The organism is Pseudomonas sp. MWU16-30323 (genome assembly GCF_020515595.1).
Classification (GTDB): Bacteria; Pseudomonadota; Gammaproteobacteria; order Pseudomonadales; family Pseudomonadaceae; genus Aquipseudomonas; species Aquipseudomonas yamanorum.
Genome location: NZ_JAIWYM010000007.1, coordinates 116,638 through 132,254 on the forward strand (window position 1 = coordinate 116,638; position 15,617 = coordinate 132,254).

14 protein-coding genes and 1 pseudogene are annotated in these 15,617 nt (G+C 60.6%); 10 read left to right on the forward strand and 5 right to left on the reverse strand.

Annotation, left to right across the window (positions count from 1 at the left end):
* Window positions 1-149 precede the first annotated feature (149 nt).
* Together LIY45_RS11250 and LIY45_RS11255 are read right to left on the reverse strand one after the other, a co-directional pair.
* Complete coding sequence (locus LIY45_RS11250; protein ID WP_226476354.1) at window positions 150-470, reverse strand: hypothetical protein; 321 nt, start codon at window positions 468-470, stop codon at window positions 150-152.
* A gap of 109 nt (window positions 471-579) precedes the next feature.
* Window positions 580-918 carry a polymorphic toxin type 44 domain-containing protein gene (locus LIY45_RS11255; protein WP_226476444.1) on the reverse strand — a complete coding sequence of 113 codons (339 nt, stop codon included), beginning with the start codon at window positions 916-918 and terminating at the stop codon, window positions 580-582.
* Window positions 919-1,394: 476 nt separating this feature from the next.
* On the opposite strand from LIY45_RS11255, the pseudogene LIY45_RS11260 reads away from it, so the two are divergent.
* Window positions 1,395-1,622: pseudogene (locus tag LIY45_RS11260) on the forward strand (hypothetical protein); the annotation flags it as partial.
* A 144-nt stretch (window positions 1,623-1,766) separates the two neighbouring features.
* On the opposite strand, the gene LIY45_RS11265 reads toward LIY45_RS11260, so the two are convergent.
* Both LIY45_RS11265 and LIY45_RS11270 read right to left on the reverse strand, forming a co-directional pair.
* On the reverse strand, window positions 1,767-3,050 hold the full coding sequence (locus tag LIY45_RS11265; protein WP_226476355.1) for a Zn-dependent hydrolase: 1,284 nt from the start codon (window positions 3,048-3,050) through the stop codon (window positions 1,767-1,769).
* A gap of 179 nt (window positions 3,051-3,229) precedes the next feature.
* Entirely contained in the window at window positions 3,230-4,717 is a 1,488-nt protein-coding gene (locus LIY45_RS11270) for an NCS1 family nucleobase:cation symporter-1 (RefSeq protein ID WP_226476356.1), read from the reverse strand.
* Window positions 4,718-5,318: 601 nt separating this feature from the next.
* On the opposite strand from LIY45_RS11270, the gene hydA reads away from it, so the two are divergent.
* From hydA to preA, 3 genes are all read left to right on the forward strand, one after another.
* On the forward strand, window positions 5,319-6,758 hold the full coding sequence (hydA, locus tag LIY45_RS11275) for a dihydropyrimidinase (protein ID WP_226476357.1): 1,440 nt from the start codon (window positions 5,319-5,321) through the stop codon (window positions 6,756-6,758).
* A 162-nt stretch (window positions 6,759-6,920) separates the two neighbouring features.
* A complete protein-coding gene (locus LIY45_RS11280) occupies window positions 6,921-8,288 on the forward strand; it encodes an NAD(P)-dependent oxidoreductase (protein WP_226476358.1) in 1,368 nt (455 codons plus the stop codon).
* Window positions 8,288-9,562 (forward strand): NAD-dependent dihydropyrimidine dehydrogenase subunit PreA, encoded by a 1,275-nt coding sequence (preA, locus tag LIY45_RS11285; protein WP_226476359.1) that lies wholly within the window; start codon window positions 8,288-8,290, stop codon window positions 9,560-9,562. Before LIY45_RS11280 ends, preA begins: the two co-directional genes overlap by 1 nt.
* Window positions 9,563-9,681: 119 nt before the next feature.
* On the opposite strand, the gene LIY45_RS11290 is transcribed toward preA, so the two are convergent.
* A complete protein-coding gene (locus LIY45_RS11290; RefSeq protein WP_003207828.1) occupies window positions 9,682-10,302 on the reverse strand; it encodes a TetR/AcrR family transcriptional regulator in 621 nt (206 codons plus the stop codon).
* 143 nt (window positions 10,303-10,445) lie between these two features.
* On the opposite strand from LIY45_RS11290, the gene LIY45_RS11295 reads away from it, so the two are divergent.
* The 6 genes from LIY45_RS11295 (at window position 10,446) to LIY45_RS11320 (ending at window position 15,590) form a co-directional block, all read left to right on the forward strand.
* Complete coding sequence (locus tag LIY45_RS11295; protein WP_226476360.1) at window positions 10,446-10,889, forward strand: GNAT family N-acetyltransferase; 444 nt, start codon at window positions 10,446-10,448, stop codon at window positions 10,887-10,889.
* Window positions 10,890-10,912: 23 nt separating this feature from the next.
* The gene (gene copC / locus LIY45_RS11300) at window positions 10,913-11,278 is read left to right on the forward strand and encodes a copper homeostasis periplasmic binding protein CopC (protein WP_003207825.1); all 366 of its coding nucleotides are present in this window, start codon (window positions 10,913-10,915) and stop codon (window positions 11,276-11,278) included.
* Between the two features lie 3 nt (window positions 11,279-11,281).
* A complete protein-coding gene (copD, locus tag LIY45_RS11305) occupies window positions 11,282-12,139 on the forward strand; it encodes a copper homeostasis membrane protein CopD (protein WP_226476361.1) in 858 nt (285 codons plus the stop codon).
* 148 nt (window positions 12,140-12,287) lie between these two features.
* Entirely contained in the window at window positions 12,288-13,556 is a 1,269-nt protein-coding gene (locus tag LIY45_RS11310) for an OprD family porin (RefSeq protein ID WP_226476362.1), read from the forward strand.
* A 306-nt stretch (window positions 13,557-13,862) separates the two neighbouring features.
* Entirely contained in the window at window positions 13,863-14,684 is an 822-nt protein-coding gene (locus tag LIY45_RS11315) for an NAD(P)-dependent oxidoreductase (protein WP_226476363.1), read from the forward strand.
* Window positions 14,685-14,714: 30 nt separating this feature from the next.
* Complete coding sequence (locus LIY45_RS11320) at window positions 14,715-15,590, forward strand: SMP-30/gluconolactonase/LRE family protein (protein ID WP_226476364.1); 876 nt, start codon at window positions 14,715-14,717, stop codon at window positions 15,588-15,590.
* Window positions 15,591-15,617 lie beyond the last annotated feature (27 nt).

The following is a 15,617-nucleotide window of genomic DNA, read 5'->3' on the forward strand; positions in this document are numbered from 1 at the left end:
ACTGTGTCTGAAACACCGCTATCACGGGCAAGCCCGGCTCCCACATTGGAGAGGAGTGAAGCCTGCGGACTCAGGCAGCCAGTTTGCCGCTGGCAATCGCTACCGACGTGGGTCACGTCAAACATCTCTAGACTGAGCCATCGCCAATTTCAATCTTCCGGCCGACTATTCAGAAAAACACTCACTGCTGTGTAATCGCTGCCATTGGCATGTCGATACAGCGTACTGCTGTGATAGTCGGATACATCCCCCGCCACCGACACATTGATCGTACGGCCCTGAACATCAACTTTTGCCGATGCGTCACGCGTAATTAGAAATGGGCTGGCATCCCTCAACGCAGCCAATACTTCACTGTCGTCCTCCAAGGCGCGGTAAACGTAATATCGATAGCTGAACGGAACAGTTGCCCCTCCACGGTCATCCTTGACGCCATAGACGGCCCCGTCAGTGCCAAGTGGCACTCTCATTACAACTTCTGTCAATTGCGGGTGCCCCGGCGATAGCAGCCAATTACCACCGATATACACCAAGCAAAACGCCAATAGGATCGTAGTGACAACTGAGTAAACCGGCTTTCTAGTAGTTCCTGAACCTGGCATACCTGATTCCTTCCTTGATCCAATATTGGTCGACCGGATCATCACCGAAAGGTGCCTCTCCCCACCAACGACCGAACTCGGGTTTATCCGTGCCCGCTCTGCTTTGAGCAAGCCCCGCTGCGCGCAAAAGCACTTCTTCGCTGAAACCAGCAGCTGTCCCCACCGCGCCATAATGAAAGTTTCCAAAGGCTTCATATTCTTTGGAAATCTTCTTGTAGTCCCAAGGACCGCGATTGCGGACCTGAGTATAAAACCAAGAGTACATAAACGCGGAACCAGCCTTCAGCACATTCTTTTTGTGGAACGCGGCGGCCATATTTTCGTCGAGCGATACGCCGGGTGGTGGCATAGGGTTCGCCATCAAATGCTTCCTCTGCATTAGGTTTTTGCGTGTCGGAACCTAACATTGGAAGCCCGAAATAATGAGCGGCACGAAGAACAAAAGAGACTTCGTACAAAGGAGCAGGACATGCCTTACAACCCATCCTCGAAGCGACATATTTCCTACGTTTCTTTCGGGTTGCTGGTCGGAACGGGCACCACTAGTCTTCGCCAGTCGCTGCCAATTCAGCGACCGGACGTGAGAAATCCGAACGACTCCATTGGCGCAAAAGCGCCCGCCGTATACAGTGCAGGCGCTTTTTCTGTGCTCGCTGTTATGGCGGCTGTGCGCGGGCACGCTTCGGCGTGGCCAAGCTCCTGGGGTCTTGGTTTTCTCACTCCGCGTACAGCTGCCACCTTCGTTCGTGAGAAAAACCTGGTGGTAGTCTCTAACTCTCCAGGAACTACATCATGATCAAAGACAGTCCAAATCCTTCTTCCGATTCAAACCTGCTCTTCACCCTCCGCCCTGGTCTCGATACCGAAACCCTACTGCTTAATGCCTCTCAGGATCTGGAATCTATCAATGCCATCGCCGCGCACTTGGCCTTTGAGGTTGATGGTTCACAGCGCAGTGTGGTGCTGGGGATGTGTCGGATGCTGGAGGGCGTGCAGTTGCTTGTAGATCGGGTGGTGGATGCGATGGTAGCCGTTAGCTGCCCCATAAATGTGGGAGCTGGCTTGCCTGCGATAGCGGAGTGTCAGGCACTGCAACTGTGTCTAAAACACCGCTATCGCGGGCAAGCCCGGCTCCCACATTGGAGAGGAGTGAAGCCTGCGGACTCAGGCGGCCAGTTTGCCGCTGGCAATCGCCACCGAAGCCGCCACCATCGCCCGCAACAACACCGCACAGCCCGCCGCCAGATCATCCGGCGCGGCATTCTCGATTTCGTTATGGCTGATGCCGCCTTCGCACGGCACAAAGATCATCCCCGCCGGCCCCAGCTCCGCGACAAAAATCGCGTCATGCCCTGCCCCGCTCACAATGTCCATGTTCGACAGTCCCAGGCCATTGGCCGCGTCACGCACGGCATCCACGCAGCCCTTGTCGAAATACAGCGGCGGGAAGTCAGCAGTGGGGGGCATCTCGAACGTCAGGCCGTGCTTGGCGCAGGTCTCGTCGATCACCTTGCGCACCTGGGCAATCATTGAGTCCAGTCGCGCCGGTTCCAGATGACGGAAGTCCAGGGTCATGCGCACTTCGCCAGGAATGACGTTGCGCGAACCCGGATACGCTTGCAGGCAGCCGACGGTGCCACAGGCGTGAGGCTGATGGCCCAGCGCAGCGGCGTTAACTGCAGCCACCACGGCAGCGGCACCTACCAGGGCATCCTTGCGCAGGTGCATCGGGGTCGGCCCCGCATGCGCCTCGACACCCCGCAGTTTCAGGTCGAACCATTTCTGGCCAAGGGCGCCCAGCACGACGCCGATGGTTTTCTTTTCATCCTCAAGAATCGGGCCTTGCTCGATATGCGCTTCGAAATATGCGCCGACCTTGTGCCCGCTCACTGGCCGCGTACCGGCATAACCAATGGCATTCAGCGCGTCGCCCACGGTCACGCCGTCCGCATCCGTCTTCGCCAGCGTATCGGCCAGGGTGAATTTTTCGGCAAACACCCCGGAGCCCATCATGCAGGGCGGAAAGCGCGAGCCTTCTTCGTTGGTCCACACCACCACTTCCAGCGGCGCCTCGGTTTCCACTTTCAGGTCATTGAGGGTGCGCAACACCTCAACGCCTGCCAGTACACCAAAACAGCCATCAAACTTGCCGCCGGTGGGCTGGGTGTCGATATGGCTGCCGGTCATCACCGGCGGCAACTGGGGATTACGCCCTGGCCGGCGGGCGAAGATATTGCCGACGCCATCGATGGTCACGGTACAGCCCGCGTCCTCGCACCACTTCACAAACAGGTCGCGGGCCTGGCGATCGAGGTCGGTCAGGGCCAGGCGGCAGACGCCGCCCTTGGGCGTGGCGCCGAGCTTGGCAAGTTCCATCAGGGACAGCCACAGACGATCGCGGTTGATGTGCTGATGGGTGGATTGCAGAACGTCTATGGCAGCGTTCATGGGGGTCTCCTCAGGCAGTAGTTCTTATGAATTTGACCAGACTCTCACTGGCAGACTGCGATCAAAAATGTGGGAGCGGGCTTGCTCGCGAATACGGTGTGCCAGTCGCCCGATGTGTTAGCTGAATCACCGCCTTCGCGAGCAAGCCCGCTCCCACATTGGATTGCATTCCACATCGATTAAAGCGGTGTTTTTACGGCGACTACGCGGGCGCCGCGCTTCATGCACAGGGCGTAATACAACAACCCGCCCAACGCCGAGCCGGTGAACCAGCCATAGCTGTAGAACCAGCTGAAGGCATCGCTGCCCAGGGACAACAGCGTCAGCACCACCGGCACGCCGAAGGCCAGGAAGCCATGCCAGTTCCACGCCGGGTACACGTCATCGCGGTACAAGCCGGCAAGGTCCAGTTGCTGTTTCTTGATGATGAAATAGTCCACCACCATGATCCCGGCAATCGGCCCCAACAGGCTTGAGTAACCCAGCAGCCAGTTGGAGTAGACGGTTTCCAGGCTCACGTCGGAGATGATCAGCCCAAGCTTTTTCAGCAGTTCGTGGGCCATCAGCGCCAGGCCCACCAGGCCGGTGAGGACCACCGCCGTGGTGCGGTTGATCAGCTTGGGCGCGATGTTCTGGAAGTCGTTGGTGGGCGAGACGATGTTCGCCGCGGTGTTGGTGGACAAGGTGGCGATGATGATCAGCGCCATGGCCACGGCCACCCATATCGGGCTCTGGATGTGGCCGATCAGGGTAACCGGGTCGGAGACGCTGACACCCACCAGTTTCACCGAGGCGGCGGTCATGATCACGCCGAGGGCGGCGAACAGGAACATGGTCAGCGGCAGACCGAAAATCTGCCCGAGGATCTGGTCTTTCTGGCTCTTGGCGTAGCGGCTGAAGTCGGGAATGTTCAATGACAAGGTGGCCCAGAAACCTACCATCGCCGTCAGGCCCGCCATGAAGTAGCCGGTGAGGCTCGCGCCTTCGGGACGCTTGGGCGGGATCGCCATCAATTCGCTCAGCGAGACATTCGGCAGCGCCCACACCAGCAGCCCGATTCCCACCGCCACCAGCAGCGGTGCCGACAGGGTTTCCAGCCATTTGATCGACTCGGCGCCACGCAATACCACCCACAGGTTCAGGGTCCAGAAAATCATGAAACCGATCACTTCACCGGTGCCGCCAAGGGATTTCCAGCCCTCAAACACTGAGCCGAGAAACAGGTGAATCGCCAGGCCGCCAAACATCGTCTGGATGCCGAACCAACCACACGCCACCAGGGCGCGAATCAGGCACGGCACGTTGGAACCGAGCACGCCGAAGGACGAGCGCAGCAACACCGGAAACGGGATGCCGTACTTGGTACCGGGGAAGGCGTTGAGGGTCAGCGGGATCAACACCACGATATTGGCCAGCAGGATCGCCATCAGCGCCTCGCCCACCGACAACCCGAAGTACGCGGTGAGCACGCCACCCAGGGTGTAGGTCGGCACACACACCGACATGCCGATCCACAGCGCGGTGATGTGCCACTTGTTCCAGGTGCGTTCGCGCACCTTGGTCGGTGCCATGTCGTGGTTGTAACGGGGGCTGTCGAGGACGTCGGGGCCGGCGTCGAGTTCGTACAGGCCGTTGCGTTCAATGACTTGCGATCTGTTCTGTTGCATGGCCGCTCCACGGTTTTTTCGAATTATTTTTGCTCACCCCGTGACGTGCACGGGATGGCCGGAGTACCGCGTTGACAACATGACATCCGGGACCCGGCCAACCGCCACCGCACTCAATAACCGTGCCGTAAACCGTCAACCTGCCCGCACCGCTTGTATAACTTGCTGATGTTTATCAGCTTTATTGTCTCGACCGAAGAGCCTCTCGTTACTTTCAGCGTTACTCAGGCCAAATAACGCAGAAGTTGTCCGAACCCTCAGGACTCAATCTGGTGCAACACAATTATTTTTATTTACCGGCCCCGTCAAGAGGCATGTCTCAAGCGTCTGATTTGCAATAGGAAATGTTGCTCATATTGAGAACCTGTCAAGTGCGTCAAAATGGTGAGAGGCCGCTACATTTTGGTGATTTTTATTTTTTATCGTTAAAATTCAATTACTTAATATCTATATAAGCTTATAAAAAATATTCTTGCTCATTCGAAAAACTCGGGCTAGTTTCTATTCCTGTCACCGCTGACAGGAATTAATTCTCCAGCGGCGCGATGCATGACAACACTTAGAACTGGCACAAGCCGGTCAAGCCTGTGAGGAACTCGACATGTCGCTGTTGATCCGTGGCGCTACCGTTATTACCCATGATGAAAGTTACCGAGCTGATGTTTTATGCGCAGACGGTCTAATCCGCGCCATTGGCACTGATCTGGATATTCCCGCCGGCACCGAGATACTCGATGGCAGCGGTCAATACCTGATGCCCGGCGGCATCGATCCCCATACCCATATGCAATTGCCCTTCATGGGCACCGTGGCCAGTGAAGACTTTTTCAGCGGCACGGCCGCCGGGTTGGCGGGCGGCACCACGTCGATCATCGACTTTGTGATTCCCAACCCACAGCAATCCCTGTTGGAAGCCTTTCACCAGTGGCGCGGCTGGGCCGAGAAGTCGGCGTCGGACTACGGTTTTCACGTGGCCATTACCTGGTGGAGCGAGCAGGTCCGCGAGGAAATGGCCGAGCTGGTCAGCCACCACGGCATCAACAGCTTCAAGCACTTCATGGCGTACAAGAACGCGATCATGGCCGCCGACGATACGTTGGTGGCGAGCTTCGAACGCTGCCTGGAACTGGGCGCGGTGCCGACGGTGCATGCCGAAAACGGCGAGCTGGTGTATCACCTGCAACGCAAGCTGATGGCCCAGGGCATTACCGGGCCTGAAGCGCATCCGTTGTCGCGGCCTTCGCAGGTGGAAGGCGAAGCCGCCAGCCGGGCGATCCGGATTGCCGAAACCATCGGCACCCCGCTGTACCTGGTGCACGTGTCCACCCAGGAAGCGCTGGATGAAATCACCTACGCCCGCAGCAAGGGCCAGCCGGTGTACGGCGAAGTCTTGGCCGGGCATCTGCTGCTGGACGACAGCGTGTATCAACACCCCGACTGGCAGACTGCGGCCGGCTACGTGATGAGCCCGCCCTTCCGCCCACGCGGGCATCAGGAGGCGCTGTGGCATGGCCTGCAGTCAGGCAACCTGCACACCACCGCCACCGACCATTGCTGCTTCTGCGCCGAACAAAAAGCTGCCGGGCGGGATGACTTCAGCAAGATCCCCAATGGCACCGCCGGTATCGAAGATCGCATGGCGCTGTTGTGGGATGAAGGCGTGAACACCGGGCGCTTGTCGATGCAGGAGTTTGTCGCGCTGACCTCCACCAACACCGCGAAGATCTTCAACCTGTACCCGCGCAAAGGGGCGATCCGCGTGGGAGCCGATGCTGACCTGGTGCTGTGGGACCCGCAAGGCACACGGACCATTTCTGCAAAGACTCACCACCAGAAAGTCGACTTCAACATCTTCGAAGGCAAGACCGTGCGCGGCGTGCCGAGCCACACCGTCAGCCAGGGCAAGCTGGTCTGGGCGGATGGGGATTTGCGCGCCGAGCGAGGTGCGGGACGGTATATCGAACGGCCGACGTATCCGCCGGTGTTTGAGCAGTTGAGCAAGCGGGCGGAGCGTTCCAGGCCGGTTGCTGTGAAACGCTGAAAGCGGCCTTCGGCCTATCGCGGGTAAGCCCGGCTCCCACATTTTTGAGCGGTGAATACATTCAAATGTGGGAGCTGGCTTGCCTGCGATGAGGCCGGTACAGGCAACAAAAAAACCACTGCCCACCAGAGGCAGCACCTCAAAAACCGTGAGGCCAATACCGTGATCCAGACCCTGAACCATCTTCCCCACCCTCATGAAGATGCGGCAGCCCTCGCCGCGCATTTCACCGACCTGGCGCCGCCGCTCAACGCCCGGCAAGCCCGACTGGAAGCGTCGCGCTGCCTCTACTGCTACGACGCGCCGTGCGTCAACGCGTGCCCCAGCGAAATCGATATCCCCTCGTTCATCCGCAATATCCACACGGAAAACGTCCAGGGCGCCGCGCAGAAGATTCTCTCGGCGAATATCCTCGGCGGCAGTTGCGCCCGGGTCTGCCCGACAGAAATTCTTTGCCAGCAAGCCTGCGTGCGCAACAACGCCGAGGAATGTGCCCCGGTGCTGATCGGCCTGTTGCAGCGTTACGCGGTGGACAACGCGCACTTCAGCGAACACCCGTTCCAGCGCGCCGCGCCCACCGGCAAACGCATCGCGGTGGTCGGCGCCGGGCCTGCGGGCTTGTCCTGCGCCCATCGCAGCGCCCTGCACGGCCATGACGTGGTGATTTTCGAAGCCCGGGAAAAAGCCGGCGGCCTGAATGAATACGGGATCGCCAAGTACAAACTGGTGGATGACTTCGCGCAAAAGGAACTGGATTTCCTCCTGCAAATCGGCGGCATCGAGATCCGTCACGGCCAGCGCCTGGGCGACAACCTGACCTTGAGCGAGCTGCACCAGCAATTCGATGCGGTGTTCCTCGGCCTCGGCCTGGCCGCCAGCAAACAGCTCGGCCTGCCTCACGAGGATGCCCCCGGCCTGCTCGCCGCCACCGACTATATCCGTGAACTGCGCCAGGCCGATGACCTCAGCCAACTGCCCCTGGCCGACCGCTGCATTGTCCTCGGCGCTGGCAACACGGCCATCGACATGGCCGTGCAAATGGCCCGCCTCGGTGCCCGTGACGTCAACCTGGTGTACCGCCGGGGCCTGAGTGAAATGGGCGCCACCGGCCACGAGCAGGACATCGCCAAGGCCAACCAGGTACGCCTGCTGACCTGGGCCCAGCCCGAAGAGGTGCTGCTCGACGACCAGGGCCATGTGCGCGGCATGCGTTTCGCCCGTACCCGCATGGTCGATGGTCGCCTGCAAGCCACCGGCGAAACCTTCGAACTGGCCGCCGACGCCATCTTCAAGGCCATCGGCCAAGGGTTCGACGACGCGGCGCTGCACGACCCGCTGGCCCACCAGTTGCAACGCCAGGGCGATCGTATCTTCGTCAACGAACAGCTGCGCACCAGCATCCCCGGTGTGTATGCCGGTGGCGATTGCGTCAGCCTCGGCCAGGACCTCACCGTCCAGGCCGTGCAACACGGCAAGCTGGCCGCGCAAGCCATGCACGCCCAACTCACGCTGAATGTGGAGGCTGCGTAATGGCCGATCTCTCGATTGTGTTCGCCGGCATCAAAGCCCCCAATCCCTTCTGGCTGGCCTCCGCGCCGCCTACCGACAAGGCCTACAACGTGGTCCGCGCCTTTGAAGCCGGCTGGGGCGGCGTCGTCTGGAAAACCCTCGGCGAAGACCCGGCCGCGGTCAACGTCTCATCGCGCTACTCCGCGCACTTTGGTGCCAACCGTGAAGTGCTCGGCATCAACAATATCGAGCTGATTACCGACCGTTCCCTGGAGATCAACCTGCGAGAAATCACCCAGGTGAAAAAAGACTGGCCCGACCGCGCACTGATCGTGTCGCTGATGGTGCCGTGTGTAGAAGCGTCGTGGAAAAACATCCTGCCGCTGGTGGAAGCCACCGGCTGCGACGGCATCGAGCTGAACTTCGGCTGCCCCCACGGCATGCCGGAACGCGGCATGGGCGCGGCGGTGGGCCAGGTGCCGGAGTACGTGGAACAGGTGACCCGCTGGTGCAAGACCTATTGTTCGCTGCCGGTGATCGTCAAGCTCACACCGAACATCACCGACATTCGCGTAGCAGCGCGGGCGGCCTATCGCGGTGGCGCGGATGCGGTGTCGCTGATCAACACCATCAACTCCATCACCAGTGTCGACCTGGAGCGCATGGTCGCCCTGCCGATGGTGGGCACCCAAAGCACTCACGGTGGTTACTGCGGCTCGGCGGTAAAGCCAATTGCGTTGAACATGGTGGCGGAGATTGCCCGGGACCCTCAGACACAAGGCTTGCCGATCTGCGGGATTGGCGGGATTGGCAACTGGCGCGATGCGGCGGAATTCGTGGCGCTGGGCTGCGGCGCGGTGCAGGTGTGCACGGCGGCAATGCTGCATGGGTTTCGGATTGTCGAAGAGATGAAGGACGGGCTGTCGCGGTGGATGGACAGCCAGGGCTACAGCAGCCTGCAGGCGTTTTCCGGGCGGGCGGTGGGCAATACGACGGATTGGAAGTACCTGGATATCAATTACCAGGTGATCGCCAAGATTGATCAGCAGGCGTGTATTGGCTGTGGGCGTTGCCATATTGCCTGCGAAGATACGTCGCACCAGGCGATTGCCAGCTTGAAGCAGGCGGACGGGACGCATAAGTACGAGGTGATTGATGACGAGTGCGTGGGGTGCAACCTGTGCCAGATCACCTGCCCAGTGGCGGACTGTATCGAGATGGTGCCGGTGGAGACCGGGAAGCCGTTTTTGAACTGGACGCAGGATCCGCGCAATCCCTACCGCGAGGCGGTGTAGCCTGAATGATCGTTCCCACGCTCCGCGTGGGAATGCATCCGTTGACGCTCCGCGTCACGACCTTAAGAGCGGACGCAGAGCGTCCAGAGCGGCATTCCCACGCGGAGCGTGGGAACGATCTACGGCTCCAACCCAATCCCCCGTAAAATCACACTCGTCACTGTCTGCACCGCCCGCTCAAACTGCATGTCCGACAACGGCTGGTGGTCATTCAGGATCTTCACCTGGTGATCAAAGTCGGCATAGTGCTGGGTCGACGCCCAGATCATATACAGCAGGCTCGACGGCTCCACCGGCAAGATCCGCTTGTCTTCCACCCACTGGCGAATCTTCGCTTCCTTCATCTTGGCCCAGTCATACAGGCTCACATCCAGCGCCTCCCCCAGGGTCGGCGCGCCATGGATGATTTCATTCGCCCAGACTTTCGAACCATAGGGCCGGCTGCGGGAATGTTGCATCTTGGCTCGGATGTAGCTGCTGAGCACCACCCGCGGGTCGTCGAACATCTCGAAGCACAAGGCGTCCTGTTTCCACACTTCCAGCAGGTCGAACAACACCGCGCTGTACAGCTCGCTCTTGGTGCTGAAGTAGTAATGCAGGTTGGAGCGCGGCAGTTGCACTTCTTCGGCGATGTCGGCCATGGCGGTGCTGCCATAGCCCTTCTCGGCGAAAACCTTTTCCGCCGCCAGCAGAATCTTTTCGACGTTGACCCGACGAATACCGATCTTGTGATTGCCCATAAGGGCTCCCTGACAACAACATGGCTTCAAGACTACCATCGGCTCTAGGTCCCGGCGACACGCCACGGTGAAACTTCGTACAAGCACCTTCCCCGTGGAAAGCGGATTGGTTAGCATCGCCATCCCCTCGAAGGATCATCTCCATGACTATTCGACTGCGAGACGCGTGCGACGACCCGGTGCTTGGCGCACTGTGGGAACGCTCGGTGCGCGCCACCCATGACTTTCTCAGCGAAGACGACATCCAGCGCCTGCTGCCCCTGGTGCGCGACTGCTACCTGCCCATGCCCGCCCTTGAGGTGTGGGTGTACGAAGACGCCCAAGGCATTGCCGGCTTCGTCGGCACCGGCGGCAACACTGTCGAGATGCTGTTTATCGACCCGAGCCGGCGAGGCCAGGGCATCGGCCGCCAGTTGCTGGACTTCGTGCGCGCCCGCCACGACACCCTGCGGGTCGACGTGAACGAGCAGAATCCACAGGCCGTGGGTTTCTATCTGCACTATGGTTTTACCCAGACTGGCCGCTCGCCGGTCGATGGCGAAGGCAAGCCCTTTCCCTTGTTGCACATGGCACTGCCGAACGACTGACTCTCACCTGAAGGTATTGAACAATGTTGATCAAGAAAACCCTCACCACCGTCGCCCTGCTGGCTTCCCTGCTGGGCGCCTCGGCCGCGTTTGCCCACGCTCACCTGAAAAGCTCGGAGCCTGCCGCCGACAGCAGCGTCGCCGCCCCCAAGGACCTGCGCCTGACGTTCAGCGAAGGCGTTGAAGCGACCTTCACCAAGGTGTCCCTGAGCAAGGACGGTACCGAAGTCGCGATCAAAGGCCTGGAAACCCCGGACGCCGACAAGAAAGTATTGGTGGTGACACCGGCCGCACCACTGGCCGCCGGCACCTACAAAGTGGTGTGGAACGCCGTCTCGGTGGATACCCATAAGAGCAACGGTGAATACAGCTTCAAGGTCGGCCAATAATTCATGGCCACCCTGCTGGTGCTGTGCCGCTTCCTGCATTTCATCGTGGTGCTGTTGATGTTCGGGGCCTGTGTGTTCAGGCCCTGGCTGCTGGGCGCGGGACCGCAACCGGTGCTGGACCGCCAACTGGCGCGCATCACCCAAGGGTTGGCGTGGCTGGCATTGGTGTCGGGGGTGGCGTGGTTGCTGTTGATCAGTGCGAGCATGGCCGGTGTCGGGCTGGGCGCGCTGGAGCTGTCGACGGTGCGGTTGGTGCTGGGTAAAACCTTCTTCGGCCAGGTCTGGACCTGGCACCTGGTGCTGAACGTGCTGCTGGTGCTCGGCTTGATGACGCCGTGGAAGGCCGTGCGCCTGCCGCTCTGTGCATTGCTGCTGGCGACGCTGGCACCGGTAGGCCATGGCGCCATGCTCAATGGCGTGGCGGGGCAACTGCTGATCCTCAATCAGGTGGTGCACCTGGTGTGTGTCGGTGCCTGGCTGGGTGGCTTGCTCCTGCTGGTGCTGATCCTCAGGCAATCGCCCCGCTATCCACTGGAACCGATCCTCAAGGGTTTCAGCGGCATCGGTTATGGGCTGGTGACGGGATTGCTGGTGACCGGCCTGATCAACGTGCGGGTGCTCACCGGGCAGTTCTGGCCGACACCCTTGTTCACTGGGTTCGCCCTGATCCTGCTGATCAAGGTGCTGCTGGTGTTCGGCATGCTCGCGTTGGCACTGTTGAACCGCCTGCGGATTCACAACTGTGAGCAGCGACTGCCTGCGTTGAAGGCCAGCGTGATGATTGAATGGTTACTAGGTGTTTCGGCGGTAGCCGCCGTTTCGCTGCTTGGTACCTTGCCGCCCATGGTTGCAGCCGGATAACCCCTCCTCCACTGGCTTCCTTCACACAGGGGGTCATCGTATAACTTTCGATTGACAACCCGGTAAAACCTCGCAAATATCGCCACCAATGTTGTACGACAACGTATAACAAAAAATAAAAACAACAAAAAGACAACGGAGCGTCACTGTGAGCCAACACGTCCGCCATTTCTCCTGCACCACCCGTTTCGCCGCCATCGGTTTGAGCAGCCTGGCCCTCACCCTCCCCGTCACCGCCTCGGCAGAAGGCTTCATCGACGACGCCACCGCCACGCTCAACCTGCGCAACGCCTACTTCAACCGCAACTTCACCAACCCCGCCTACCCCCAGGGCAAGGCCGAGGAGTGGACGCAAAACTTCATTCTCGACGCCAGGTCCGGCTTCACCCAAGGCACCGTCGGTTTCGGCCTCGACGTGCTGGGCCTGTACTCGCAGAAACTCGACGGCGGCAAAGGCACCGCCGGCACCCAGTTGCTGCCGATCGGCAGCGATGGCCGCCCCGCGGACAATTTCGGCCGCCTGGGCGTGGCGCTGAAAACCCGGTTGTCGAAGACTGAATTGAAAGTCGGCGAATGGATGCCGGTGCTGCCGATCCTGCGTTCGGATGACGGTCGCTCACTGCCGCAAACCTTCCGAGGCGGCCAGGTCACTTCCAGCGAAATCACTGGCCTGACCCTGTACGGCGGCCAGTTCCGCGGCAACAGCCCGCGCAACGACGCGAGCATGGATGACCTGTTCCTCAACGGCAAAGCTGCGTTCACCTCGGACCGCTTCAACTTCGGCGGCGGCGAATACACCTTCAACGACAAGCGCACCCAAGTGGGCGTGTGGTACGCCGAGCTGAGCGACATCTATCAGCAACAGTATTTCAACCTCACCCACAGCCAACCCGTGGGCGACTGGACCCTGGGCGCCAACCTCGGGTACTTCACCGGCAAGGAGGACGGCAAGGCCCTGGCCGGCGACCTCGACAACAAAACCGCGTTCGCCCTGCTCTCGGCCAAATACAAAGGCAACAGCTTCTATATCGGCCTGCAGAAACTCACCGGCGACAGCGCCTGGATGCGGGTCAACGGCACCAGCGGCGGCACCCTGGCCAACGACAGCTACAACGCCAGTTACGACAACGCCAAGGAAAAGTCCTGGCAGGTGCGGCACGACTTCAACTTCGTGGTACTGGGCATTCCCGGGCTGACCATGATGAACCGCTACATCAGCGGCGATAACGTGCACACCGGGGCGATCACCAACGGCAAGGAATGGGGCCGCGAGTCGGAACTGGCCTACACCGTGCAGAGCGGCGCGCTGAAGGACCTGAATGTGCGGTGGCGCAACGCGACAATGCGCCGGGATTTCAGTACCAACGAGTTTGATGAGAACCGGATATTCATCAGTTACCCACTGTCGTTGTTATAGCGGTTTACAAACAACCGGAAAGGCTTTTGTGGCGGGAGAGCTGACTGTGGAGAGAGAGCTCCCTGTGGCGAGGGAGCTTGCTCCCGCTGGGCTGCGCAGCGGCCCCAAAATCTTGGGAGCGCTTCGCACTCCAGCGGGAGCAAGCTCCCTCGCCACAGCAAGCTCTCTCTCCACAGCAAGCTCCCTCACCACAGGACAGCGCTGACCCACTATCAACTTCGACCAATAGCGCGTTGACAAGTGTAGGAAAGCCTAACGATACTTCGGATTAGTCATACGACAACCTACAACAATAACGGGACCACCATGACCACCACCACAGCCCCTACCCCGTTCAACCGTTTGCTGCTCACCGGCGCCGCCGGTGGCTTGGGTAAAGTCTTGCGCGAACGCCTGCGCCCTTACGCCAAGGTACTGCGGCTGTCGGACATCGCCGACATGGCCCCGGCCGCTGACGACGGCGAAGAAGTGCTGCCTTGCGATCTTTCCGACAAACAGGCCGTGCACCACCTGGTGGAAGGCGTCGACGCGATCCTGCATTTCGGCGGCGTGTCGGTGGAGCGCTCGTTCGAGGAAGTACTGGGCGCGAACATCTGCGGGGTCTTCCACATCTATGAAGCCGCCCGCCGCCATGGGGTCAAGCGCGTCATCTTCGCCAGCTCCAACCACGTCATCGGTTTCTACAAGCAGGGCGAAGTCCTCGACGCCCACTCCCCGCGCCGTCCGGACAGTTACTACGGCCTGTCCAAATCCTACGGCGAGGACATGGCCAGTTTCTACTTCGACCGCTACGGCATCGAGACCGTCAGCATCCGCATCGGCTCCTCGTTCCCGGAACCGCAGAACCGCCGGATGATGCACACCTGGCTGAGCTTCGACGACCTCACCCAACTGCTCGAACGCGCGCTGTACACACCCAACGTCGGCCACACCGTGGTCTACGGCATGTCGGATAACCTCGACGTCTGGTGGGACAACCGCTTTGCCGCCCACCTGGGCTTCACCCCGCAGGACACCTCCGAGGTGTTCCGCAAACAGGTGGAAGCCCAGCCGCTGCCCGCCATCGACGACCCGGCGCGGGTGTACCAGGGCGGTGCGTTTTGTGCCGCCGGCCCGTTCGGTGACTGACCACAGACCAACCCAAGGGAATGAGTGGCCATGCAAGCAGAACTGATTGTCGACGCCCGCAACGCCGTAGGTGAATGCCCGGTGTGGGTGCCCGAGGAAAACGCCCTGTACTGGGTGGACATTCCCAACGCCGAGCTGCAGCGCTGGAGTGCCACCAGCGGCCAGGTGCAAGCCTGGAAAACCCCGCAGATGCTCGCCTGCATCGCCCCCACCACGACGGGCAACTGGGTCGCGGGCATGGAAACCGGGTTTTTCCAGCTGACGCCCCACGATGACGGCAGGCTCGACACCGCGCCGTTGGCCAGCGTCGAGCACGCCCGACCGGACATGCGGCTGAACGATGGCCGCTGTGATCGCCAGGGCCGGTTCTGGGCTGGCAGCATGGTGCTGAACATGGGCGCGAATGCGGCTGAGGGTGTGCTTTATCGCTATCAAGCCGGCCAACCCGTGCACACGGAGCTCAACGGTTTGATCACCCCCAACGGCCTGGCCTTCAGCCCCGACGGGCGCACGATGTACCTCTCGGACTCGCACCCGCTGGTGCAGCAAATCTGGGCCTTCGACTACGACATCGACAGCGGCACGCCGTCCAATCGTCGGCTGTTTGTGGACATGCACCAGTTCCTCGGCCGCCCCGACGGGGCCGCCGTCGACGCTGAAGGCTGCTACTGGATCTGTGCCAACGACGCCGGGCTGGTGCACCGTTTTACCCCCGACGGTCGCCTCGACCGTTCACTGGCCGTGCCGGTCAAAAAACCCACCATGTGCGCCTTCGGCGGCAGCCGCCTGGACACCTTGTTCGTCACCTCGATCCGCGACGACCACAGCCCCCACTCCCTGGCCGGCGGCGTCTTCGCCCTCAACCCTGGCGTACAGGGAATGGCCGAACCGCACTTCATCCTCTAGCTGCATCGCTGTGCCTTGAACAAAACA